The sequence below is a fragment of the Bradyrhizobium sp. CB1717 genome (genome assembly GCF_029714325.1).
Lineage (GTDB): Bacteria > Pseudomonadota > Alphaproteobacteria > Rhizobiales > Xanthobacteraceae > Bradyrhizobium.
Genome location: NZ_CP121666.1, coordinates 6,421,116 through 6,441,297, shown reverse-complemented (window position 1 = coordinate 6,441,297; position 20,182 = coordinate 6,421,116). Strand labels below are relative to the sequence as shown.

At 66.4% G+C, this 20,182-nt stretch carries 18 protein-coding genes; 15 read left to right on the top strand and 3 right to left on the bottom strand.

What is annotated here, in order from left to right; translation table 11 throughout:
* Positions 1–46 precede the first annotated feature (46 nt).
* The 5 genes from QA649_RS30180 to QA649_RS30160 are packed head-to-tail and all read left to right on the top strand — an operon-like array spanning position 47 to position 6,148.
* Positions 47–1,207 (top strand): C45 family peptidase, encoded by a 1,161-nt coding sequence (locus QA649_RS30180; RefSeq protein WP_283020387.1) that lies wholly within the window; start codon positions 47–49, stop codon positions 1,205–1,207.
* On the top strand, positions 1,207–2,772 hold the full coding sequence (locus tag QA649_RS30175; protein WP_283020386.1) for an ABC transporter substrate-binding protein: 1,566 nt from the start codon (positions 1,207–1,209) through the stop codon (positions 2,770–2,772). The genes QA649_RS30180 and QA649_RS30175 overlap by 1 nt, the downstream gene beginning before the upstream one ends.
* A 9-nt stretch (positions 2,773–2,781) precedes the next feature.
* Positions 2,782–3,726, top strand: a complete 945-nt coding sequence (locus QA649_RS30170) for an ABC transporter permease (RefSeq protein WP_283020385.1) — start codon at positions 2,782–2,784, stop codon at positions 3,724–3,726.
* Positions 3,723–4,535 (top strand): ABC transporter permease, encoded by an 813-nt coding sequence (locus QA649_RS30165; protein WP_283020384.1) that lies wholly within the window; start codon positions 3,723–3,725, stop codon positions 4,533–4,535. The genes QA649_RS30170 and QA649_RS30165 overlap by 4 nt, the downstream gene beginning before the upstream one ends.
* Positions 4,532–6,148, top strand: coding sequence for an ABC transporter ATP-binding protein (locus tag QA649_RS30160; RefSeq protein ID WP_283020383.1), 1,617 nt, complete (start codon positions 4,532–4,534; stop codon positions 6,146–6,148). Before QA649_RS30165 ends, QA649_RS30160 begins: the two co-directional genes overlap by 4 nt.
* Here the strand turns inward: QA649_RS30160 and QA649_RS30155 are convergent.
* The 3 genes from QA649_RS30155 to QA649_RS30145 form a co-directional block, all read right to left on the bottom strand.
* Positions 6,145–7,092: an acetamidase/formamidase family protein gene (locus tag QA649_RS30155; protein WP_283020382.1), complete on the bottom strand. Its 948-nt coding sequence runs from the start codon at positions 7,090–7,092 to the stop codon at positions 6,145–6,147. The genes QA649_RS30160 and QA649_RS30155 overlap by 4 nt on opposite strands.
* Before the next feature lie 4 nt (positions 7,093–7,096).
* Positions 7,097–8,515, bottom strand: a complete 1,419-nt coding sequence (locus QA649_RS30150) for a cytosine permease (RefSeq protein WP_283020381.1) — start codon at positions 8,513–8,515, stop codon at positions 7,097–7,099.
* Positions 8,516–8,780: 265 nt separating this feature from the next.
* Positions 8,781–9,275 carry a MarR family transcriptional regulator gene (locus tag QA649_RS30145; RefSeq protein ID WP_283020380.1) on the bottom strand — a complete coding sequence of 165 codons (495 nt, stop codon included), beginning with the start codon at positions 9,273–9,275 and terminating at the stop codon, positions 8,781–8,783.
* 181 nt (positions 9,276–9,456) lie between these two features.
* On the opposite strand from QA649_RS30145, the gene QA649_RS30140 reads away from it, so the two are divergent.
* From QA649_RS30140 to QA649_RS30095, 10 genes are all read left to right on the top strand, one after another.
* Entirely contained in the window at positions 9,457–10,734 is a 1,278-nt protein-coding gene (locus QA649_RS30140; RefSeq protein ID WP_283020379.1) for an amidohydrolase/deacetylase family metallohydrolase, read from the top strand.
* 9 nt (positions 10,735–10,743) lie between these two features.
* Entirely contained in the window at positions 10,744–13,137 is a 2,394-nt protein-coding gene (locus QA649_RS30135; protein WP_283020378.1) for a xanthine dehydrogenase family protein molybdopterin-binding subunit, read from the top strand.
* Positions 13,134–13,970 carry an FAD binding domain-containing protein gene (locus QA649_RS30130; RefSeq protein WP_283020377.1) on the top strand — a complete coding sequence of 279 codons (837 nt, stop codon included), beginning with the start codon at positions 13,134–13,136 and terminating at the stop codon, positions 13,968–13,970. The genes QA649_RS30135 and QA649_RS30130 overlap by 4 nt, the downstream gene beginning before the upstream one ends.
* Positions 13,967–15,154 (top strand): 2Fe-2S iron-sulfur cluster-binding protein, encoded by a 1,188-nt coding sequence (locus QA649_RS30125; protein ID WP_283020376.1) that lies wholly within the window; start codon positions 13,967–13,969, stop codon positions 15,152–15,154. Before QA649_RS30130 ends, QA649_RS30125 begins: the two co-directional genes overlap by 4 nt.
* Positions 15,155–15,231: 77 nt before the next feature.
* Positions 15,232–16,386, top strand: a complete 1,155-nt coding sequence (locus QA649_RS30120; RefSeq protein ID WP_283020375.1) for an ABC transporter substrate-binding protein — start codon at positions 15,232–15,234, stop codon at positions 16,384–16,386.
* A 63-nt stretch (positions 16,387–16,449) separates the two neighbouring features.
* Positions 16,450–17,322: a branched-chain amino acid ABC transporter permease gene (locus QA649_RS30115; protein WP_283020374.1), complete on the top strand. Its 873-nt coding sequence runs from the start codon at positions 16,450–16,452 to the stop codon at positions 17,320–17,322.
* Positions 17,319–18,365, top strand: a complete 1,047-nt coding sequence (locus QA649_RS30110; protein WP_283020373.1) for a branched-chain amino acid ABC transporter permease — start codon at positions 17,319–17,321, stop codon at positions 18,363–18,365. The genes QA649_RS30115 and QA649_RS30110 overlap by 4 nt, the downstream gene beginning before the upstream one ends.
* Before the next feature lie 20 nt (positions 18,366–18,385).
* Positions 18,386–19,147: an ABC transporter ATP-binding protein gene (locus QA649_RS30105; RefSeq protein ID WP_283026136.1), complete on the top strand. Its 762-nt coding sequence runs from the start codon at positions 18,386–18,388 to the stop codon at positions 19,145–19,147.
* Positions 19,140–19,844, top strand: coding sequence for an ABC transporter ATP-binding protein (locus QA649_RS30100; RefSeq protein WP_283020372.1), 705 nt, complete (start codon positions 19,140–19,142; stop codon positions 19,842–19,844). The genes QA649_RS30105 and QA649_RS30100 overlap by 8 nt, the downstream gene beginning before the upstream one ends.
* Positions 19,816–20,169, top strand: coding sequence for a Rieske 2Fe-2S domain-containing protein (locus tag QA649_RS30095; protein WP_283020371.1), 354 nt, complete (start codon positions 19,816–19,818; stop codon positions 20,167–20,169). Before QA649_RS30100 ends, QA649_RS30095 begins: the two co-directional genes overlap by 29 nt.
* The last annotated feature ends 13 nt before the right edge of the window (positions 20,170–20,182 follow it).

Below are 20,182 nucleotides of genomic sequence, written 5' to 3'. Positions count from 1 at the left end.
CTTCATGAGAAAGCAAAAGGAACTTCAAGAAGGAATTTGGCGTCCCATGGTCGAGCCCTTTCCCCTGATCGAGATCTCCGGTTCGCCGCGCGAGCGCGGCCGCCAGTACGGGCAGAAGGCGGCAGGCCGCATCAAGAAGGGGACGACGCACTACTTCGCACAGCTGAAGGAGCTCTCGCTCGATGCGAAGGGCGTGTCCGAGTTGGTGCGGGACTATCTGCCTGTTATCGAGGGCTTCGATCCGACCTATATCGAAGAGATGCGCGGCATTGCGGAGGGCGCGGACGTCCCGTTCGAGGATGTCGTGCTGCTCAACGCTCGCACCGAGATCCTCAAGCTTGCCAATCCAAAGATCCGCGCGCGCCTGAAGACCCCCGACGAGCCCGATGGCTGCACCGGCGTCGTTGCGCTGCCGGCGGCGACCGGTAACGGTCGCCTGATCCATGCCCAGAACTGGGACTGGAAACGCGAATGCGCGGAGACTGCGGTGGTGCTGAAGGTGCGCCGCGATGACGGTCCTGATCTCATGACCTTCACCGAGGCCGGCGCGCTCGGCCGCTGCGGCTTCAACGCGGTCGGCATCGCGATCACCGCGAACTATCTCCAAAGTGACCGTGACTATCGTCAGGTCGGCGTGCCGCTGGCGCTGATCCGGCGCAAGGTGCTGGAGCAGGAGCATCTCGCGCTCGCGATGCGTGCCGTCTATTGCACCAGGAAGTCGGCGGCCAACAACATGATCGTCAGCCATCGCGAGGGAGTGGCGATCGATTTCGAATGTGCGCCGGATGAGACCTTTCAGGTGCATCCGCAGAACGGCCTGCTGGTGCACGCCAATCACTTCGTTAGCCCGGTTGCGCTTGGCAAGCTCAAGGATGCCGGCATCCAGGATACGCCTGACAGTCTCTATCGCGATATCCGCGTCCGTGATCTGCTTCAGCCGCACATCGGCAAGATCACCTTCGACGCCGTCAAGAATGCGCTGTTCGACGAGTTCGCCTATCCCTGGTCGGTGTGCCGGCCGCCGCGACGCAATCTCAGTAACAATCTCAGCGCCACCGTGGCGATGATCCTGATGGAGCCGGCGAGCGGATTGATGCAGGCGGCGCCGCTGCCGGCGCTCAACCGCGAGTTCACGACGTATCGCCTCGAGATCGACGAGATCGGGCGTGCTGCATTCGAGCGGTCTGCCGCCGCGGGGGCCGCGTGATGCCGCGGCGTCGGCCATCGCCGGCCTGGACGGTCGGTCTGGCCGCGCTCGCCCTGTGGGCCATGCTGGGGAAGGCCGGCGCCGAGACATTGCTGCGGACGCGGCTCAATGCCGACATCCGTTCCACCGATCCCGGCACCAATCGCGACGCCAACACCGACGGCGTGATCGCGCATGTGGTGGAGGGCCTTGTCGCCTTCCGTGACGACACCTCGATCGGCCCGATGCTGGCCGAGAGCTGGACCGTCTCGAACGAAGGCAAGACCTACACGTTCCGCCTGCGCCACGGCGTCAAGTTCCATAATGGTGCGACCATGACGGCGGACGACGTGGTCTGGTCGCTGAAGCGCTGGCTCGATCCGGCAACGCAATGGCGCTGCCTGTCCGAGTTCAGCGCCACCGGCATCGCGCGGATCGAGAAGATCGAGGCGCCTGATCCGCACACCGTTGCCATCACGCTCGATCAGCCAACCGCGTTGTTCCTCCCGACCCTGGCGCGTCCCGATTGCGGCCAGACCGCCATCATTCACCGCGACTCCCTCGGTCCTGACGGCAAGTGGATCGCCCCTGTTGGCACCGGCCCGTTCAAGCTCGGCGAGTGGAAGCGGGGGCAATATGTCGATGTCATCCGCTTCGACGGCTATGCCTCGCGCAGCGAGCCGCGCACCGGTTACACCGGCGCCAAGGACGTCAAGGTCGATCGCGTCCGCTTCAACGTGATCCCCGACAGTTCTGCTGCGAAGGCGGGACTGCTGAGCGGTTCGCTCGACGTCATCATGAGCCTGTCGATCCCCGATCTCGAGGAGCTCAAATCGCGTCCCGAGGTACAGCTCAGCATCACGCCCGCGCTCGGCCTCACCGGCATCCTGTTCCAGACCAAAGACCCGCTGCTGAAGGACGTGCGCATCCGCCGCGCCATTGCGCTGTCGATCGACACCGCGCAGATCGTCGATGCCGTGATGATGGGCACCGCGCGCCCCAACAATTCCGCGCTGCCGCTCGGCGGCCCCTTCTACAGCGAGGCGCAGTCGCACGGCTACACGCAGAACATCGCGGAGGCCAAGAAGCTGCTGTTGGAAGCCGGCTATCGCGGCCAGCCGATCAAGATGATTACCAACAAGCGCTACAGCTACGTGTTCGATTCCTCCGTGCTGGTGCAGGCGATGGCGCAAACCGTCGGCATCAACATCGAGCTCGATGTGATGGACTGGGCGGCGCAGCTGGACCGCTACAACCGTGGCGACTACCAGTCGATGGCCTTTACCTATTCGGCGCGGCTCGATCCCTCCTTGAGCTTCGAGATGCTGACCGGTCCGAAGGCGACGCAACCGCGCAAGGTCTGGGATAATCCGGAGGCGCAGGAGATGCTGCGCCAGTCCATGATGATCGACGACGCCGCCAAACGGCAGGCGCTGTTCGACGAGATGCACAAGCGCTTCATCGCTGACGTGCCGATGATCGTGCTGTTCAACGGTGCCGAGCTGACGGCGCTGCGCAAGGGCATCAAGGGCTATGCCGGCTGGCTCTATCCGCAGCCGCGGTTCTGGGGCGTCACGGTCGAGTAGGGCGGCGCCATGTTGGGTTACCTCGCAAGACGGCTGGCCATGACGATCCCGACGCTGCTGCTGGTCGCGGTCGGGGTCTTCGCGCTGGTCCGGCTCATTCCCGGCGATCCCGTTCAGGTGATGCTCGGCGATGCCGCCGATCCTGCGCAGGCGGCGCAGCTCCGCGCCCAGCTCGGGCTCGATCAGCCGATCCCGGTCCAGTTCATGCACTGGATCGCCAAGCTTGCGACCGGGGATTTCGGGCACTCCATCACCAACAATCTCGAAGTGCTGCCGCTGATCCTCGACCGCTTCCAGGTCAGCGCCGTCATCGTGCTGGTGGCGGTCGCAGCGGCCGCCTGCATCGCCGTCCCGGCCGGCCTGGTCGCGGCCTGGAAGCAGAACAGCCTGCTCGATCTCTCCGTCGTCGGCGGCGCCACGCTGCTCTTGTCGATCCCGAGCTTCTGGCTCGGCCTTCTGCTGCTGCTGCTGTTCGGCCTCAAGCTGAAATGGCTGCCGGTGATCGGCTATGTGCCGTTCGCGGAGAATTTCTGGCAGGCGGCTACCTTCATCGTGCTGCCGATCGCGACGCTGACCATGGTCGAGATCGGCGTGCTCACGCGCATGGCGCGTGCCGCTTCGATCGAAGTGCTCAGGCTCGAATATGTTACCCACGCACGCGCCAAGGGCGTGCCGGAATGGCGCGTCCTCGCCCGCCACGTGCTGCCGAACGCGTTTGCGCCGACCTGGACGCTGATCGGCCTCGTGCTCGGCCATCTCCTCGGCGGCATTGCCGTGATCGAGACCGTGTTCACGCTGCCGGGGCTTGGCCGGCTCCTGGTGGATTCAATCTTCGCCCGCGACTATCCCGTGGTGCAGGGCTGTCTGTTGTTCACGGCGGTGATCTACGTCGTGGTCAATCTGATCGTCGACCTCTGCTATCCCTTGTTCGATCCGAGGGTGACGGTGGCATGAGGATGCGCGGCAACACCGCGATCGGCGGTACCTTGATCGCGCTCCTGCTCGGTGCGGCGGGCACCGGTGCGTTCTGGACGCCGTTCGACCCGCTGCGCATCAATCTGCGCGCGCGCCTGCAGGCGCCGTCGGCACTGCATTGGTTCGGGACGGACGAGTTCGGCCGCGACGTGCTCAGCCGCATCATGGTCGGGGCTGGCGCGAGCGTCGTGATTGCCCTGATCACGGTACTGCTTGCGGTGACCGCCGGCATGGTGATCGGCTGCGCCGCCGGTTACATCCGCGGCTGGGCCGATCGCATCATCATGGCGGTCAACGACGCGCTGCTGGCGTTTCCCGGCATCCTGCTGGCGCTGGCGGTGATGATCGTGGTCGGCGCCAACAAGGTCGGGCTGATCCTGGCTCTCGGGCTCGCCTACATCCCGTCGGTGGTCCGCGTGGTGCGCGGCACCGTGCTGTCGATCCGCGAGAAGGAATATGTCGAGGCCTCGCGCGTGATCGGCAATTCGGAAGTTTATTCGATGTTTCGCCACGTGATGCCGAACGCGATCGCGCCGGTTGCGGTGCTCGCCACCAGCATGTTCGGCTGGGTGCTGCTCGCCGAGAGCGCGCTGAGCTTCCTCGGGCTTGGCGTGCCGCCGCCGGCGCCGACCTGGGGCAACATGCTGGCGGCAAGCCGCCCGTTCATGGAGACCGCGGCCTGGCTCTCGATCGCCCCGGGCCTGTGCATCGCGCTCACGCTGCTCGGCATCAACCTGCTCGGCGATTCCCTGCGCGATCGCCTCGATCCCAGGATGGCGCACGGATGACGCTGCTGTCGGTCGAGAATCTGCGCATTGAGGTCTCCGCCAACAAGGTGGCGATCGTCGAGGATTTGTCCTTCGCCGTCGAGCGCGGCGAGTTCCTCGCCGTCGTCGGCGAATCCGGCAGCGGCAAGACGGCGGCGGCGCGCGCCGTGCTCGGTCTGTTGCCGCCGGGGCTGCGCAAGGCCGGCGGCCGCATCGTGCTTGATGGCGTCGACCTTGCGAATGTCTCTGCGCGCCAGATGCGGACGCTGCGTGGACCTGCCGTCGGCATGGTGTTCCAGGAGCCGATGGTCTCGCTCAATCCCGCCATCAGCGTCGGTGCGCAGATGGCGGAAGGCCTCGGCCTGCACGAGCGGCTCGGCAAGCGCGAGATCAAGCGCCGCTGCCTCGACATGCTCGCGCGCGTGCAGATTCGCGATCCCGAACGTACCTTTGACGCCTATCCGCACGAATTCTCCGGCGGCATGCGCCAGCGCATCATGCTGGCATCGGTGATGCTGTTGAAGCCGAAGCTGCTGATTGCGGACGAGCCGACCACGGCGCTCGATACCCTGACCCAGCGCGAGGTGCTCGACCTCATGGTCGGGCTTGCGCGCGATCACGGCACGTCGGTGATGCTGATCACCCACAATCTCGGCCTTGTCTCGCGCTATGCGCAGCGCGCGCTGGTGCTGCGCCAGGGCAGGATGGTCGAGACAGGAACGACGCGGCAGATCCTGTCCGCGCCGCGCGAAGCCTATACCAAGCGTCTGGTCGAGGCCCTGCCGCGTCGCGGCGCCACGACCAAGGCGCGGCAGTCCGGCGAACCGCTGGTCAGCGTGCGCGGGCTCAAGGTCGGCTTCGCCGGGCGGCAGCGGCTATTCCGCCGCGATAGCGGCGTGTCCGCCGTGAACGGTGTCGATCTCGACATCGCCGCGGGTGAGACCGTCGCCGTGGTCGGCGGCAGCGGCTCCGGCAAGACCACGCTCGGCCGCGCCATGCTACGGCTGATCCCGACCTCGGGCGGCGAGATCAGGTTCCGGGGCAGGGACGTGACGTCGAGCGTCGATCGCGACTTCCGTCTCGCTTCGCAGCTCGTGTTCCAGGATCCTTACTCCTCGCTCGATCCGCGCATGCGCGTCGGCGAGATCGTCGCCGAGCCGCTGCGTCACGTGCCGCAATTGACGCCGTCCGAGCGCGACAGGCGGGTGGACGCGATGCTCGACGAGGTCGGGCTTGCCGGTCTCGGCAAGCGCTGGCCGCATGAATTGTCCGGCGGCCAGCGCCAACGCATCGCGATTGCCCGTGCCATTGTGCGCGAGCCGGCCTTCGTCGTTGCGGACGAGCCGGTCTCGGCGCTCGACATGACCATCCAGGCGCAGGTGCTAGAACTGTTCGAGCGGCTGCAGGTGCAATACGGTTTTGCCTGCCTGTTCATCAGCCATGATCTCGCCGCGGTCGAGCAGGTCGCCGACCGCGTGGTGGTGATGCAGGGTGGCAAGATCGTCGAGCAGGGCTCGCGCGACGACATCTTCGATCGCCCCGAGCATGACTACACCAAGGCGCTACTCGCAGCCGCGCCCGTCTTGGACTTCGCTGGTGCGGCGGCGGAGCGAGCCTCGGGATCCCAATCCTAGACGTGCCGCGGCATGCGGGATTTCGCCAGCACGCAGTGAATGCCCTTGTTGCCGTCGACTAGTTGCGTGACACGGAGGTCGGCGGCGATCGAGCAGAGCGTGTAGGCATCCTGCGCGCCGAGGCCGCTCTTCTCCCGGATCAGGGCGATCATGTCGCGCAGCGCCGCCTTGGCCGCATCGTCGAGATCCTCGTCGAACCCCATGGTGATCCAGTCCGACGCCGTCTCGGCGCGTGGCGAGGTGAGGCGAAGATCGCGCCTGACGTGGAATTCGAACGTGCCTGTCAGCGCGGCTTCGATCGCGGTCAGGCAGACCTCGCCGTCGCCCTGCAGCGCGTGGCCGTCGCCGGCGGAGAACAGCGCGCCCGGCACGAACACGGGGAAATACAGCGTGCTGCCGGCGCCGAGCTCCTTGTTGTCCATGTTGCCGCCGAACGCGCGCGGCTCCTTCGAGGATAGCCGGCCCCAGGCGAGCGGCGGCGCGACGCCGAAATTGCCGAAGAAGGGCGAGAGCGGCAGCTCCTGGCCCCAGGGTAGTTTTGCGACGTTGCGCGCGCGGTCCAGCGGAACGTGGATGCGGCGGAACTCGGGAAAATCCTCCGGCAGGGTGCCGAGCGTCGGCACCTGCAGATTCCAGCCCCAGTTGCAGCGCAGCTCGATGTTGAGGACGCGCACTTCAAGGACGTCGCCGGGTTCGGCGCCCTCGACATGGATCGGCCCGGTGAGAAGGTGCGGGCCCGGACCGCGGAAGGCGCTTGCCAGCACCTCCGCGTGGCCAGGCACGACCTCATAGCCGAGCGAGGGATCGGGCAGATCGTCCGGCTCGCCCGACAGCGTCTCGATCGTGACCCGGTCTCCGGATGCGATCCGGAGCACCGGCTTCAATCGTCCGTCCCAGAGTCCCCACTGGACGTTTCCGGGCGTGGAGCGCAGGACGTGGTCCATGCCGCTACCTGCCTGCGCTGCTCGCAACGATCGAGGAGGGCGAGGTCGCGAACTTGCCGAGCCCGAGATAGACGAGGCCCGCCACGCCAATCCCGAACAGCCAGCTCAGATCGGCACCGCCCAGGAAGTTGATCGAGATCGGCCCCTGCAGCGCGCCGACGAGACCGTCCTCCACCAGCCATCCGGCGACGAGGCCGGCGAAGAACGCGATCATGCCGGCCCAGTTGATGTCGCCATAGGCGCTAGTCTCGGGCGAGCGATAGAGCTCGGCAACGTCGATCTCGCCCTTGCGCTTGATGAAGAAGTCCGCGAGCACGACGCCGGCCCACGGGCTCATCCACAACAGCAGGCCGATCATCCAGTTATCGAACGCCTTGGCGAAGGACGGCGCGAAGATGAAGTAGAGCGTGACCAGATAGCCGGCGACACCGACGATGACGGTGAGCCAGAAGCGCGAGAGCTTCAGCCCCGCACTCAGCGCCGCCAATGTCGCCGAGTAGACGTTCAGGATGTTGGTGGCGATCGGGCCGTGCAGCACCATCAGCAAGACGAGGATGCTGACGGGGCCACCGAACACCGCGCTGACCATCTTGGCGGGATCGGTGTCCAGCGTCGTGGAGGCGATGGTCGCGCCGAGGATGCCGAGCCAGACCGTCGGCACGAACATGCCGACATAGCTGTACCAGAACACGGACTTCGACGGCACGCTTCGCGGCACGAAGCGCGAATAGTCGGAGGCCCACGTGACCCAGGAAATGCCCCAGCCGACGCCGATCGCGGTCATCAGCAGCGTCAGCATCGCCAGATGCGCGCCGGGCGGCAGCGAAGTCGTCAGGCTCCAGTTGACGACGCCGGGCCGCGTCCAGGCCAATACGCTCATCAGCACCATGATGGCGATGGTCGGCGGCACCGTGTACTTCTCGAAGGTGCGGATCGCGTAGAAGCCATAGATTCCGATCAGCACCTGCACCGCCATCACCAGCGTGATGACGATGATTTCGATCAGCCAGGTGTCGGGCACGCCGAACTGGCCGAGGATGCCCATCGAGACCTTCACCGGGAAATAGGTGTTCACGCCGATCCAGCCCAGCGTCATCAGGAACATCAGGATGCTGGGCAGGTAGGCGCCGCGGACGCCGAAGGCGGACCGGCTCAGCACCATCTGGTTCACGCCGGTCTTGTGTCCCATCACCGTGAAGGTCGCGAAGATCGCGCATCCTACGATGTTGCCGAGCACGATGACCGCGATCGTCTCCATCAGCCCGAGCTTGAGGATGATGCCGAGCGCGCCGAGCGCCCAGTTGACCGGCGCGATGTTGGCGCCGGCCCAGATCCACATCTGCTGCGGCCCGGTCGAGTCCCGGTCCGCATCGGGAATTGGCTCGATGCTGTGAAGATCAGCGCGAAGTTCGGAATCCGTCATGACATCCCCCAATACGAAGCACGCTTCGCATCATCGCAGCATAAATCGTGCCATTGGTTGCGACGCGCCGGGCAGGGCGTGCGCCGATGGCGGATGCAGCGTGGCTCGCGCTGGATGCTACTGCGTTTTCAAGCGCGGCCGATGCTCACGCGCCGGCTCGCCGTGGCGCCTCCGAAGCGCCGGCGAGAAGCGGTGGATGTTGCACGGCCAGGCGGCGGTGCGATGATAAATTGAGCAGCCCAACTCAAAAGCGCAGCAATTGCGCCTAGTCGAATAGGGCAGCGGAACTGTCGCGACTTGGGTTGCCGGCCACGATGCGCTGCATCATCTCGATGAAGAGCGCCTGTTCCCGCTCGGTCAGATCGCCGAGCGTCGCGCGATGCGCCCGCCGCGCCGCGCCCTCGATCTTGACCAGCAGCGCGGCGCCGGCCGGCGTCAATCGGCACAGGCGCGCGCGGCGGTCGTCCTTGTTCACGGCGCGCTCGACCAGGTTCCGTGCGGCGAGCCGCTTCAGCGCACCGGTCGTCGTGGTGCGATCGAGGGCGATATCGGCCGCCAAAGTGGTCTGATCGGCGGTTTCGCGCACGGCCAGCGCCGAGAGCAGGCTGTATTGCAGCGGCGTGACCTCGAATTCGCCGCAGGCGTCCTGAAACAGCGCGACGTGAATCTGGTGCAGCCGCCGGATCAGATAGCCGGGGCGTTGCGACAATGGCCAGGGGCGGTGCTTGCCCCCGCTGCGACTTTTCCTGGCTTGCCGCAATGCACGCTCTCCCAACCCGAAACTCCGTCGCGCTTAGCTCGATTCGAGCGCGGCTGCCACCGCCTGATCATGGCATGATGCTTGCTTCTGTCAAAATACGAAGCATACTTCGTATTCAAATGCGAAGTATGCTTCGTAATCCGGGCGGGGCAACCGCCTGCGCGGGACCAAGGAGAGCGCCATGTCCGTCACTGCCAGCTTCGACCTTCTGCTGCGAGGTGGTCGCGTGATCTGCCCCGCCTCGGGCGTGGACGGCATCAGGGACGTTGCCATCCGGGGCGGCAAGATCGCGGCCGTCGCGGCGGATATCCTGCCGACCAGCGCGAAGGAGGTCGCGGACGTCAGCGGCAAGCTGGTGCTGCCCGGGCTGATCGATACCCATGCGCATGTCTATCAATATGTCTCGGGACGCTTCGGCATGAATCCGGACATGGTCGGCGTGCAGTCGGGCGTGACGACGCTGGTCGACCAGGGCGGCCCGTCCTGCATGACGCTGCCCGGCTTTCGCCATTTCATCGCGGAGCAAGCGGCCTCGCGTGTCTACGCCTTTCTCTCCGCCTATCTCGTCGGCGGACTCGAAGGACATTTTTACCCGAAGCTCTACAGTCCCGACGGTGTCGACATCGACGCGACCGTCAAGGCCGCCACTGCCAATCTCGATCTCGTGCGCGGCATCAAGGCGCATGCCGAGATCGGCGGCTTCGCGCGCTGGGGCATCCGTGTCATCGAGATGGCCGCGGAGATCGGCAAGCGCGCCGACCTGCCGGTCTATGTGCATTTCGGCCAGCTCTGGGGCCTGCCCGAGAGTGGCGCCAATGGTGAGGATGCCGACACCATCCTCACCCGTGTGATCCCGCTGCTCCGCGAAGGCGACATTCTCGCCCATCCCTTCACGCGCCATCCCGGCGGTTTCGTCAACCGCGAGGGCGAAGTGCATCCGGTGATCCAGGCCGCGCTCGACCGCGGCCTCAAGGTCGACGTCGGCCACGGCAGCCATTTCTCCTATCGGCTCGCCAAGAAGGCGATCGCCGCCGGCATCATTCCGACCACGCTGGGCGCCGACATTCACGGCTACAACACCCATGTGCCGGCGCCGGCGGGAACGCCCGATCAGCACGAGGACGAGGAGAACCATCCGTTCGCCGGTCAGGCCAAGTTCAGCCTCGTTCAAGCCATGAGCTCGATGATGGCGCTCGGCCTGTCGCTGGAGCAGGTGGTGCCGATGGTCACCTCCAATCCCGCAAAAATGCTCGGCCGCAGCGGCGAGATCGGCGCGCTCAAGGTCGGCATGGACGCCGACGTCTCCGTGCTCTCCGAGAAGAGCGGCCGCTTCGTCCTGAAGGACAACGAGAAGAACGAGGTGATCGCCGATCGCCTGCTGCAGCCGGCCTTTTGCCTGCGCGCCGGCACGCGCTTCGACGCGGTCGCGCCGATCCTGCCGCAAGCCGTCGCGGCGTAAGGCCCGGCGGTGAGGGAGGGCGCGGAGTTGCGCAACGAGCGGGAATTTCCTTCGGGCAAATCCGGGCAGGGCGTGGGCGCACGGCTGCCGCGGAAAGAGGACGACCGCCTGATGCGCGGCCGCGGCCGGTATGTCGGCGACGTCAGGCTCGCCGGCCTTCAGGACGTTGCCTTCGTGCGCAGCCCGCTGGCGCATGCGCGCATCCGCGGCATCCATGTGCCCGAGCGTTATCGCGGCAGCGTGTTCACGGCAACCGATCTCGTCGGCATCAAGCCGATCCGCGCGGTGTCGGGGCTTCCCGGCTTCAAGATTTCCGAGCAGCCAGTGCTGGCGACGGGCAAGGTGCGCCAGGTCGGCGAGCTCGTCGCGATGTGCCTTGCGCCGACGCGGGCCGAGGCCGAGGACATTGCGGCCTCCGTGATGCTCGATCTGGAGGAATTGCCGGCGATCACCGACATGCTGAAGGCGCGTGAGCCCGGCTCGACGCTGGTGCACGAGCATTGGGGCGACAACGTCTTCCTCGAAACCAATTACGAGGTCGACATCTCCGCCGCGCTCGACGCACCGATCAAGGTGACCCGCGAGATCTCGACCGCGCGGCAATGTATGTCGCCGCTGGAAGGCCGCGGCGTGGTCGCGACCTTCGATTCCCGGCTCGACCAGCTCACGCTGCATTCGGCGGCGCAGATGCCGCATATCACCCGCAGCGGCCTTGCCGAGTGCCTCGGCATGGAGGAGGGGCAGATCCGCGTCATCTCGCCCGATGTCGGCGGCGGCTTTGGCCACAAGGGCATTCTGCTGCCGGAAGAGGTCTGCCTGTCCTGGCTGACGATGCGCTGCGGCTATCCGGTGCGCTGGCTGGAAGATCGCCGCGAGCATCTCGTCGCCAGCTCCAATTGCCGCGAGCACCATTACAGGATCACGGTCTATGCCGACAGCGACGGCAGCTTACGCGGCATCGACTGCGAAGCGACGGTGGATTCCGGTGCCTACTCCTCCTATCCGTTCTCGGCCTGCCTAGAGGCCGCGCAGGTCGCGAGCATCCTGCCCGGCCCCTACAAGATGCCGGCCTATCGCTGCCGCACCTTCTCGGTCGCCACCAACAAATGTCCGATCCTGCCCTATCGCGGCGTCGCGCGCACCGGCGTTTGCTTTGCGCTGGAATTGATGCTGGACCTCGTCGCGGCCGAAGCCGGGCTCGAGCCGGGCGAGGTGCGGCTGCGCAATCTGGTGCGCCCCGAACAGATGCCGTTCGACAACATCACCAAGAAGCATTTCGACAGCGGCGATTACCCGGAAGCGATGCGGCGTGCGCTGACCGCGGTCGACATCGACGCCATCCGCGCCAGGCAAGGGCGGGGCGAGGCTGACGACCGCCGCATCGGCGTCGGCGTCTCCATCTATTGCGAGCAGGCCGCGCACGGCACCTCGGTCTATTCCGGCTGGGGCATCCCGATGGTGCCGGGCCACGAGCAGGCATCGGCACGGCTCACGCCGGACGGCGGCCTTGAACTCCGCGTCGGCGTGCATTCGCACGGGCAGGGGATGGAAACGACGCTCGCCCAGGTCGCGCACGAAATCCTCGGCGTGGATGTCGCGAACATCCGCATCATCCTCGGCGACACTGCAATGACGCCCTATTCGACCGGCACCTGGGGCTCGCGCTCGATGGTGATGGCGGGCGGCGCGGTGGCGACCGCCTGCCGCGAGCTCGGCGAACGCGCCCGGCGCATCGGCGCAAAACTGTTGCAGCATGAGCCGGCCTCCGTCGTGTTGCAGAACGGCGAGGTGCGCGGCGTCAACGGCAGCGTCAGCCTGAAGGCGATCGCCCACACCTGGTATCGCCGCCCACAGGACCTGCCGGCTGACGTCGATCCCGGCGGGCTTGAGGTGACGCAAGGCTACAAGCCGGTACGCGACAGCGGCACCTTCAGCTATGCCGCGCATGCGGCCGTGGTCGCGGTCGATCCTGATCTCGGCGAGGTGGAAATTCTCGACTACGTGATCGTCGAGGATGGCGGCGTGCTGGTCAATCCGCTCGTCGTCGACGGCCAGATCTATGGCGGCCTCGCGCAGGGCATCGGCACCGCGCTCTATGAGGAAATGCCGTTCGACGCCTCCGGCCAACCGTTGGCGACGACGCTTGCCGACTATCTGCTGCCGGGACCGACGGAGGTTCCGGCCGCGCGCCTCGACCACATGGAGACGCCGTCGCCCTACACGCAGTTCGGCGTGAAGGGCATCGGCGAGGGCGGTGCAATCGCGCCGCCGGCTGCGATCGCCAACGCCGTCAACGACGCGCTGCGACCGCTTGGCGTCGAGCTGATGCAGTCGCCGATCACGTCGCATCGGATCGTTGCAGCGGTGCTGGCCGCGCGCGCGACTGAGAGGAGCGCGGCATGAAACCGGCACCCTTCGCTTATGAGCGCCCGCGCGATCTCAATGCCGCGCTGTCGATGCTGGCCGCGAGCAATGAATCGGCAAAGATCATCGCCGGCGGGCAGTCACTCGGGCCGATGCTCAATCTGCGGCTGGTGCAGCCGGAGCTGATCGTCGATATCTCCGGCCTTGCCGAGCTCAAGCGCGCGGAGGTGTCCGGCGGCGAGCTCGTGCTGGGCGCCCTCGTTACGCATGCCGACATCGAGGACGGCCGCACCGCCGACGTGACGCGCGGCGCCATGCGGGCTGTCGCTGCCAACATCGCCTATCGCGCGGTGCGCAACCGCGGCACCATCGGCGGCTCGCTCAGCCACGCCGATCCCGCCGCGGACTGGATCTCGGCGCTCGCCGCGCTCGGCGGGCGCGTGACGCTGCGCAGCCTTGCCGGTGCGCGATCGATGGCTGTCGAGGCGTTCATGGTCGGTGCGCTGGAGTCCGCGCTGCAGGCCGGCGAGATCGTCGAGGCGATCCACGTGCCGGCGCGCGCGGCGTCGGCGCATTGGGGTTACGCCAAGAGCTGCCGCAAGACCGGCGAGTTCGCCCACGCCATCGGTGCGGTGCTGGTCGATCCCGCCGCCGGTTCCGCGCGCGTCGTGATCGGTGCGATCGATACGACGCCCATTGTCGTCACCGATGCCGCCGCGTTGTTCGGTGGACGGATTGCCGCCGACTACAAGCAACGTTTCGACGCAGGCGTCGCCGACGCTGTTCTGGCCAAGGCCGGCATCGACGACGCCACGCAGCGCCATATCCATGTCAGCGTGTTGAAGCGCGCCGTCCTGGAGGCCGCGGCATGACTACGATCGCGCTTCAGGTCAATCGGCGTGCCGTGGAGGTTTCGGCCGAGCCACGCACCAGCCTTGCCGATTTCGTCCGCGACAAGCTCGATCTCACCGGCACCCATCTCGGCTGCGAGCATGGCGTCTGCGGCGCCTGCACCGTGCTGCTGGACGGCGTGCCGGCGCGCTCCTGCATCACCTATGCCGCGGCCTGCGAGGGCGCCGACGTCACAACGATCGAGGGCCTCGACGAGGACGAGATCACGACCGAGCTGCGCGTCGCCTTCACCCGCGAGCATGCGCTTCAGTGCGGCTATTGCACGCCGGGCATGCTGGTCTCGGCGCGCGACCTCGTCCTGCGTCTGCCCGACGCCGACGAGCGCCGCATTCGCGTCGGCCTCAGCGGCAATCTCTGTCGCTGCACCGGCTATGTCGGAATCGTGCGTGCGGTGCAGTCCGTGATCGAGGCGAGGCGCGCGCTCGATATCGCGCCGCTGGCCGACGGCGGCCGAAGCAGTCTCGGCCCCGCAGGATCGGGCCGAGCTGCATCCGGCCGAAGCGAACCGCGGCCTGCGCAGCAAGCGTTGGCTCCGGCATCGGAGACTGCCACGCCGGACAGCATCCCAGACTTCACGCCGGCGACCGTTCTCGATCAGCGCTTCGCGCTGCCGCATCCGCCGGCAAAGGTGTTCGCGATGTTCGACGACATTGGGGCCATCGCGGCCTGCCTGCCCGGCGTATCGCTGAAATCGCCGCCAAGGCCGGAGCGCATGGAAGGTTTGATCCGCGTCAGGCTCGGGCCGATCGCCGCGGCCTTCGAAGGCGCCGCCCGCGTCGAGCGCGATCCCGCGACGCTGTCGGGGCGCATCGTCGGCATCGGCGCCGACCAGCGCAGCCATTCGGCGACGCAAGGTGAGATCCGCTATCGCCTGCTGCCGCTCGAAGGCGGCGCTGCGACCGCGGTCGAGCTGTCGATCGGCTACACGCTCACGGGAATGCTGGCCCAGGTCGGTCGTCCCGGCCTGGTGCGCGATCTCGCTAGGCGCCTCGTTGCGGAGTTCGCCGCCAATCTCGATCGCCACATGTCCGGCGTGCCGTCAGGGGCGGGGACGCCGGCGGAGCTCAGTTTCTGGTCGATCCTAACGGACGTTCTGCGCGCACGGATCGCCCGCATTCTCGGCCGCCGGAGCGGGGCGGGGTGATTGATGTGCTCGTACATCGGGACGTGACGAAGCCTGGACTGCCTAGACATCAACAGCGTGGGATTTGGAGAGACAACATGACACGAACACTCGGATTGGTTGGGACAATCGCGCTGGCCACGGCCTTGTTCGGCGGCACGGCGGGGGCGCAGACCATCAAGATCGGCGTCAACGAGCCGCTCACCGGCGCCTTCGCGGCCTCCGGCACCTACGTCGTCAACGGCGCCAGGATCGCCGCCGATGAGATCAACGCCAAGGGCGGTATCCTCGGCCAGAAGATCGAGCTCGTCATCGAGGACAACAAGAGCAACCCGACGGAAGCCGCCGCCGTCGCGGAGAAGCTGATCACCAGCGACAAGGTGCCGGTGCTGATGGGCGCCTGGGGCTCGAGCCTGACGCTCGCGGTGATGCCGAAGCTGATGGAATATGAAACACCGATGGTGGTGGAGACCTCGTCCTCCGGCAAGATCACGACGACGGGAAATCCCTTCATCTTCCGCATCTCGCCGCCCTCGGCGGTCGAGGCCGCGGCCTTCAAGGGCATCGTCGACAAGCTCGCGCTGAAGAAGGTGGATTTCCTCGTCATCAACAACGACTGGGGCCGCGGCACCGCCGAGGATTTCAGCAAGATGATGAAGGACAAGGGCATCACCATCGGCCTGGTCGAGACCATGGACCAGGGCGCGCAGGACATGAGCGCGCAGCTCTCCAAGATCAAGAGCTCGGATTCCGAGACGGTGATCGTCACGACCGCGGTGGACCAGCTCACGCTGATCTTCAAGCAGGCCGCCGCGCTGGGCCTGAAGAAGCGCATCATCACCACCGGCGGCTCGCAGAACCCGGATCAGATCATCGCGCAGGCGGGAGCTGCTGCCAACGGCACCATGCATCTGACGACCTTCCTGCCCTGGTTCCCGGACAAGACGCCGAACCCGGAAGCGACCAACTATTTCATCACGGAATGGAAGAAGCGCGGCTTCGAGTTCGCCGGCTGCACCGAGAGTTTTCGTGGTTATGACGGCATCCGCACCGCGGCGGCCGCGATCGAGAAGGCCGGCAAGGCCGAGCCTGCCGCGATCAAGGCGGCGCTCTGGAACATCAACATCAAGGGACTGAACGGCGACATCGTGTTCCGCAAGTCCGGCCCCGAGGGCAAGGAGAGCGGGCAGAGCCAGCCGAACGTCTATCTCATCGAGATCAACGACGGCAAGGTCGAGATGAAGACGCTCTAAATCACCGGGGGCGAGGGCGGTACATCACCGCTCTCGCCAAGTGCGGCTTAATCGGGAACGGCCTTGAGCGAATTCCTCCAGCATCTGATCAACATGCTCGTGCTCGGCGGCACCTATGCGCTGCTGGGCATCGGGCTGACCTTGATCTTCGGCATCATGAACGTCGTGAACTTCACGCACGGCGTGCTCTACACGTTCGGCGCCTACATCATGTTCATCGTGGTGCAGCAGCTCGGGCTGAACTTCTTTCTCGCGCTGCCGGTGGCCGTGCTGGCCGGATGGCTGCTCGGCGCGGCCATCGAGCTGACCTTGCTGCGGCCGCTGCGCGGCTCCGACATCGACACCACGATGCTGGTCATGATCGGCGCCTGGATCGCGATGCAATCCGGAACGCTGTGGATCTGGGGCGGGGTCGCCAAATCGGTGGCAACGCCGTTTCCGGATGCGCCGCTGGTGCTCGGGCCGGTGTCGGTGTCCTGGCTGCGCCTGTTCGTGCTCGCTGCGGCGGCAATGTTGATCCTGGTGACGTATCTCCTGATCAACAAGACCAGCCTCGGCCGTGCGATGCGAGCGACGTTCCAGGACCACGACACGGCCTCGCTGATGGGCGTCAATGTCGACATGATCTACACCTCGACCTTCGCGGTCGGCTCCAGCCTGGCCGCCGCCGCCGGCGCGCTGCTCGGCCCGGTCTACGTCATCTTCCCGCAGATGGGTGATCTCGCCGCGGTGAAGGCCTTCGCCATCGTCATCCTCGGTGGTCTCGGCAACATCACAGGCGCTGTGATCGGCGGCTTCATCCTGGCGCTCGCCGAGGAACTCGGCGCCGGCTACGTCTCCTCGGGCTACCGCGACGCCATGGGCTTTCTGATCATCATCGCGGTCCTGATCTTCCGGCCAACCGGCCTGTTCGCGCGCGCGGAGCGCGTCGGATGAGGATAGCCGTCACCATCCTCGCCGTCGCAGCGCTCGCCTCGGTGCCGCTCTGGCTGCGCGATCCCTATCTCCTCAACGCGCTGATCACCACCGGGATCTTCGTCATCGGCGCGATGAGCCTCAATCTGCTGCTCGGCTTCACCGGTCAGCTCAGCCTCGGCCACATCGCCTTCTTCGGCATCGGCGCGTATGTCAGCGCACTGACATCGCTCGGCTTCGACGTCGGCCTGCCCGGTGACGTCCGCCTGGTTCACGCGCCCTGGCCGCCGATCGCCGGCTTCGTGCTCGCGATCCTGATCGCCGGGTTGTGCGGCTATTTCGTGGGTCTTCTCTCGTTCCGCGTCCGCGGCGCTTATTTCGTCATCGTGACGATCTCCTTTGCCGAGGTGGTCCGGCTGGTCGCGCTGAACTGGGTCGAGCTGACGCAGGGCCCGCTGGCCCTGACCAACATTCCTTCCATCGCGCTGCCCTTGCCCGGCTCCGGTGAGCTGACGCTGCGCACCAAGATGCAGAACTACTACCTCGTCCTGGTCGTCGCGCTCATCGCCTATCTCCTGATCGCGCGCCTCGTTCACTCCCATTTCGGTCGCGCGATGCGCGGGTTGATGGAAAATGAAACGCTGGCCGTCTCCGTCGGCATCGACGTGACCAGGACTCTGACGATTGCGGCCGTGATCTCGGCCGCGATCGCGGGGGCGGCCGGCAGCCTCTATGCGCACTACATCCGGATCATCGATCCCGAAGTGTTCGCCTTCATCAACACTGTCACCATGGTGATCATGGTGATCAGCGGCGGTAAGGGATCTCTGGCTGGGCCCGTGGTCGGCGGCCTGATCTTCGGCCTGCTGCCGGTGGCGCTGCGTCCGGTGATGGCGCCGGAGGCGCAGTGGATCGCCTATGGCGGCGTTCTGATCGCGATCCTGTTCGTGCTGCCGCGCGGCATCGTGCCCTCGCTTGCGCAGCGATTGACGAGGCGCCGGAGCGGGACGACGGCGATGGCGCCAGTCGCACTCACTGAAACCGGCGCCAAGGAGCCGGCGTGATTACGGCGCGCAGCATTGCCATGACGGTCGATCAGGTCGCTGTCCGCTTCGGCGGGCTGGTCGCGATCTCCGACATGAGCTTTACGGTCGGCGAGGGCGAGATCGTCAGCCTGATCGGTCCGAACGGCGCCGGCAAGACCACCGCCTTCAACGTCATGACCGGCTTCCTGACGCCGAGCGCGGGTCGCGTCACCTATCAGGGCACGACGCTCACGGGATTGAAGCCGCATGCGATCGCTGATCTCGGCCTGATCCGCACATTCCAGCGCACCTCCGTGTTTCCCAACGACACCGTCTACGACAACCTCTTGATCGGGCTGCACCGTCAGGGCCGGGTCCGGCTGCTCGACGCCATCCTCGGTCTTCCGGGCGCGCGCGCCTCGGAGCGCCGGCTGCGGCAGCGGGCAGGCGAGCTGCTCGAATGGGTCGGGCTCGAACGCCGCGCCCACGATGCGGCCGGCTCGCTCTCCTACGGCGAGCAGCGCCTGGTCGGCGTGGCGCTGGCGCTGGCGGCCGAGCCGTCGATGCTGCTGCTCGACGAGCCCGTCTCGGGCATGAATGCCTCGGAAACCCATCGCTTCGTCGAATTGATCCGCAGCATTCGCGACCGCGGCATCACCATCCTCCTGGTCGAGCACGACATGCCGATGGTGATGACGGTCTCGGACCGCATCGTGGTGCTCAACTATGGCCGTATCATCGCAGAAGGGACGCCCGAAATGATCCGCAACGATCCGGCCGTCATCGAAGCCTATCTCGGACATGGAGCGGGACGTGCTTGAGATCCGCGACATGGTGTGCGGCTATGGCGGCGTCACCGCGCTGCGCGGCATTTCGCTCGACGTGAAGGCCGGGCAGCTCGTCGCGCTGATCGGCGCCAACGGCGCCGGCAAGAGCACGACGCTGCGCGCGATTTCCGGCTTGGTGCCGCCACGCTCCGGCCAGATGCGGTTCGAGGGCATCGACATCACCGGGGCAAGGCCCCCGCGCGTGCTGGCGAGCGGGATCGCGCATTGTCCGGAAGGGCGGCGCGTGTTTCCGCACATGAGCGTCGAGGAAAATCTCGACATGGGGGCTTATCTCCGTCGTGGCTCGGGCGAGATCGCAGCCGACCGCGACCGCATCTACACGGAATTTCCGCGGCTTGCCGAGCGGCGCCGCCAGGCCGCGGGCACGCTGTCCGGCGGCGAGCAGCAGATGCTCGCGATTGGGCGCGCGCTGATGTCGCGGCCGCGGCTGATCATGTTCGACGAGCCCTCGCTCGGGCTCGCCCCCAACATCGTCGAGCGCACCTTTGCGATCATCCGCGGCATCCGCGATGCCGGCACCACGGTGCTGCTGGTCGAGCAGAACGCCTTCGCCGCGCTCGAGATGTGCGACCACGCCTATCTGCTCGAGAACGGCCGTATCGTGCTGTCGGGCGCCGGCACCGAGCTGATCGAGAACGAGCATGTGCGGAAGGCCTATCTCGGTGGATGATGAGGTCGGGTGGATTGCTGTCTGCGATCTCGACCGGCTGAAGCTCGAGGCGATCGTCCGCGTCGCCGGGCGCGACCTGCTCGTGATCTGGAACGAGGGCGATGTCGTCGCGTGCGAACGTGCGTGCCCGCACGAGCAGGCGGATCTTGCTCTGGGGCAGGTGACGGCGGGGCGGCTCCATTGCCCGCGTCATGCGGCATCATTCGATTTGCGTGACGGAGCGATCACTGCGGGTTGGCCGAGCCCACCATTGCGGCTCCATCCGGTGCGGATCACGGGCGGGCGGATCTGGATCGAGGCGCGGCAGCAGCAAGCGGGGCGATGATGGCATCATGCCC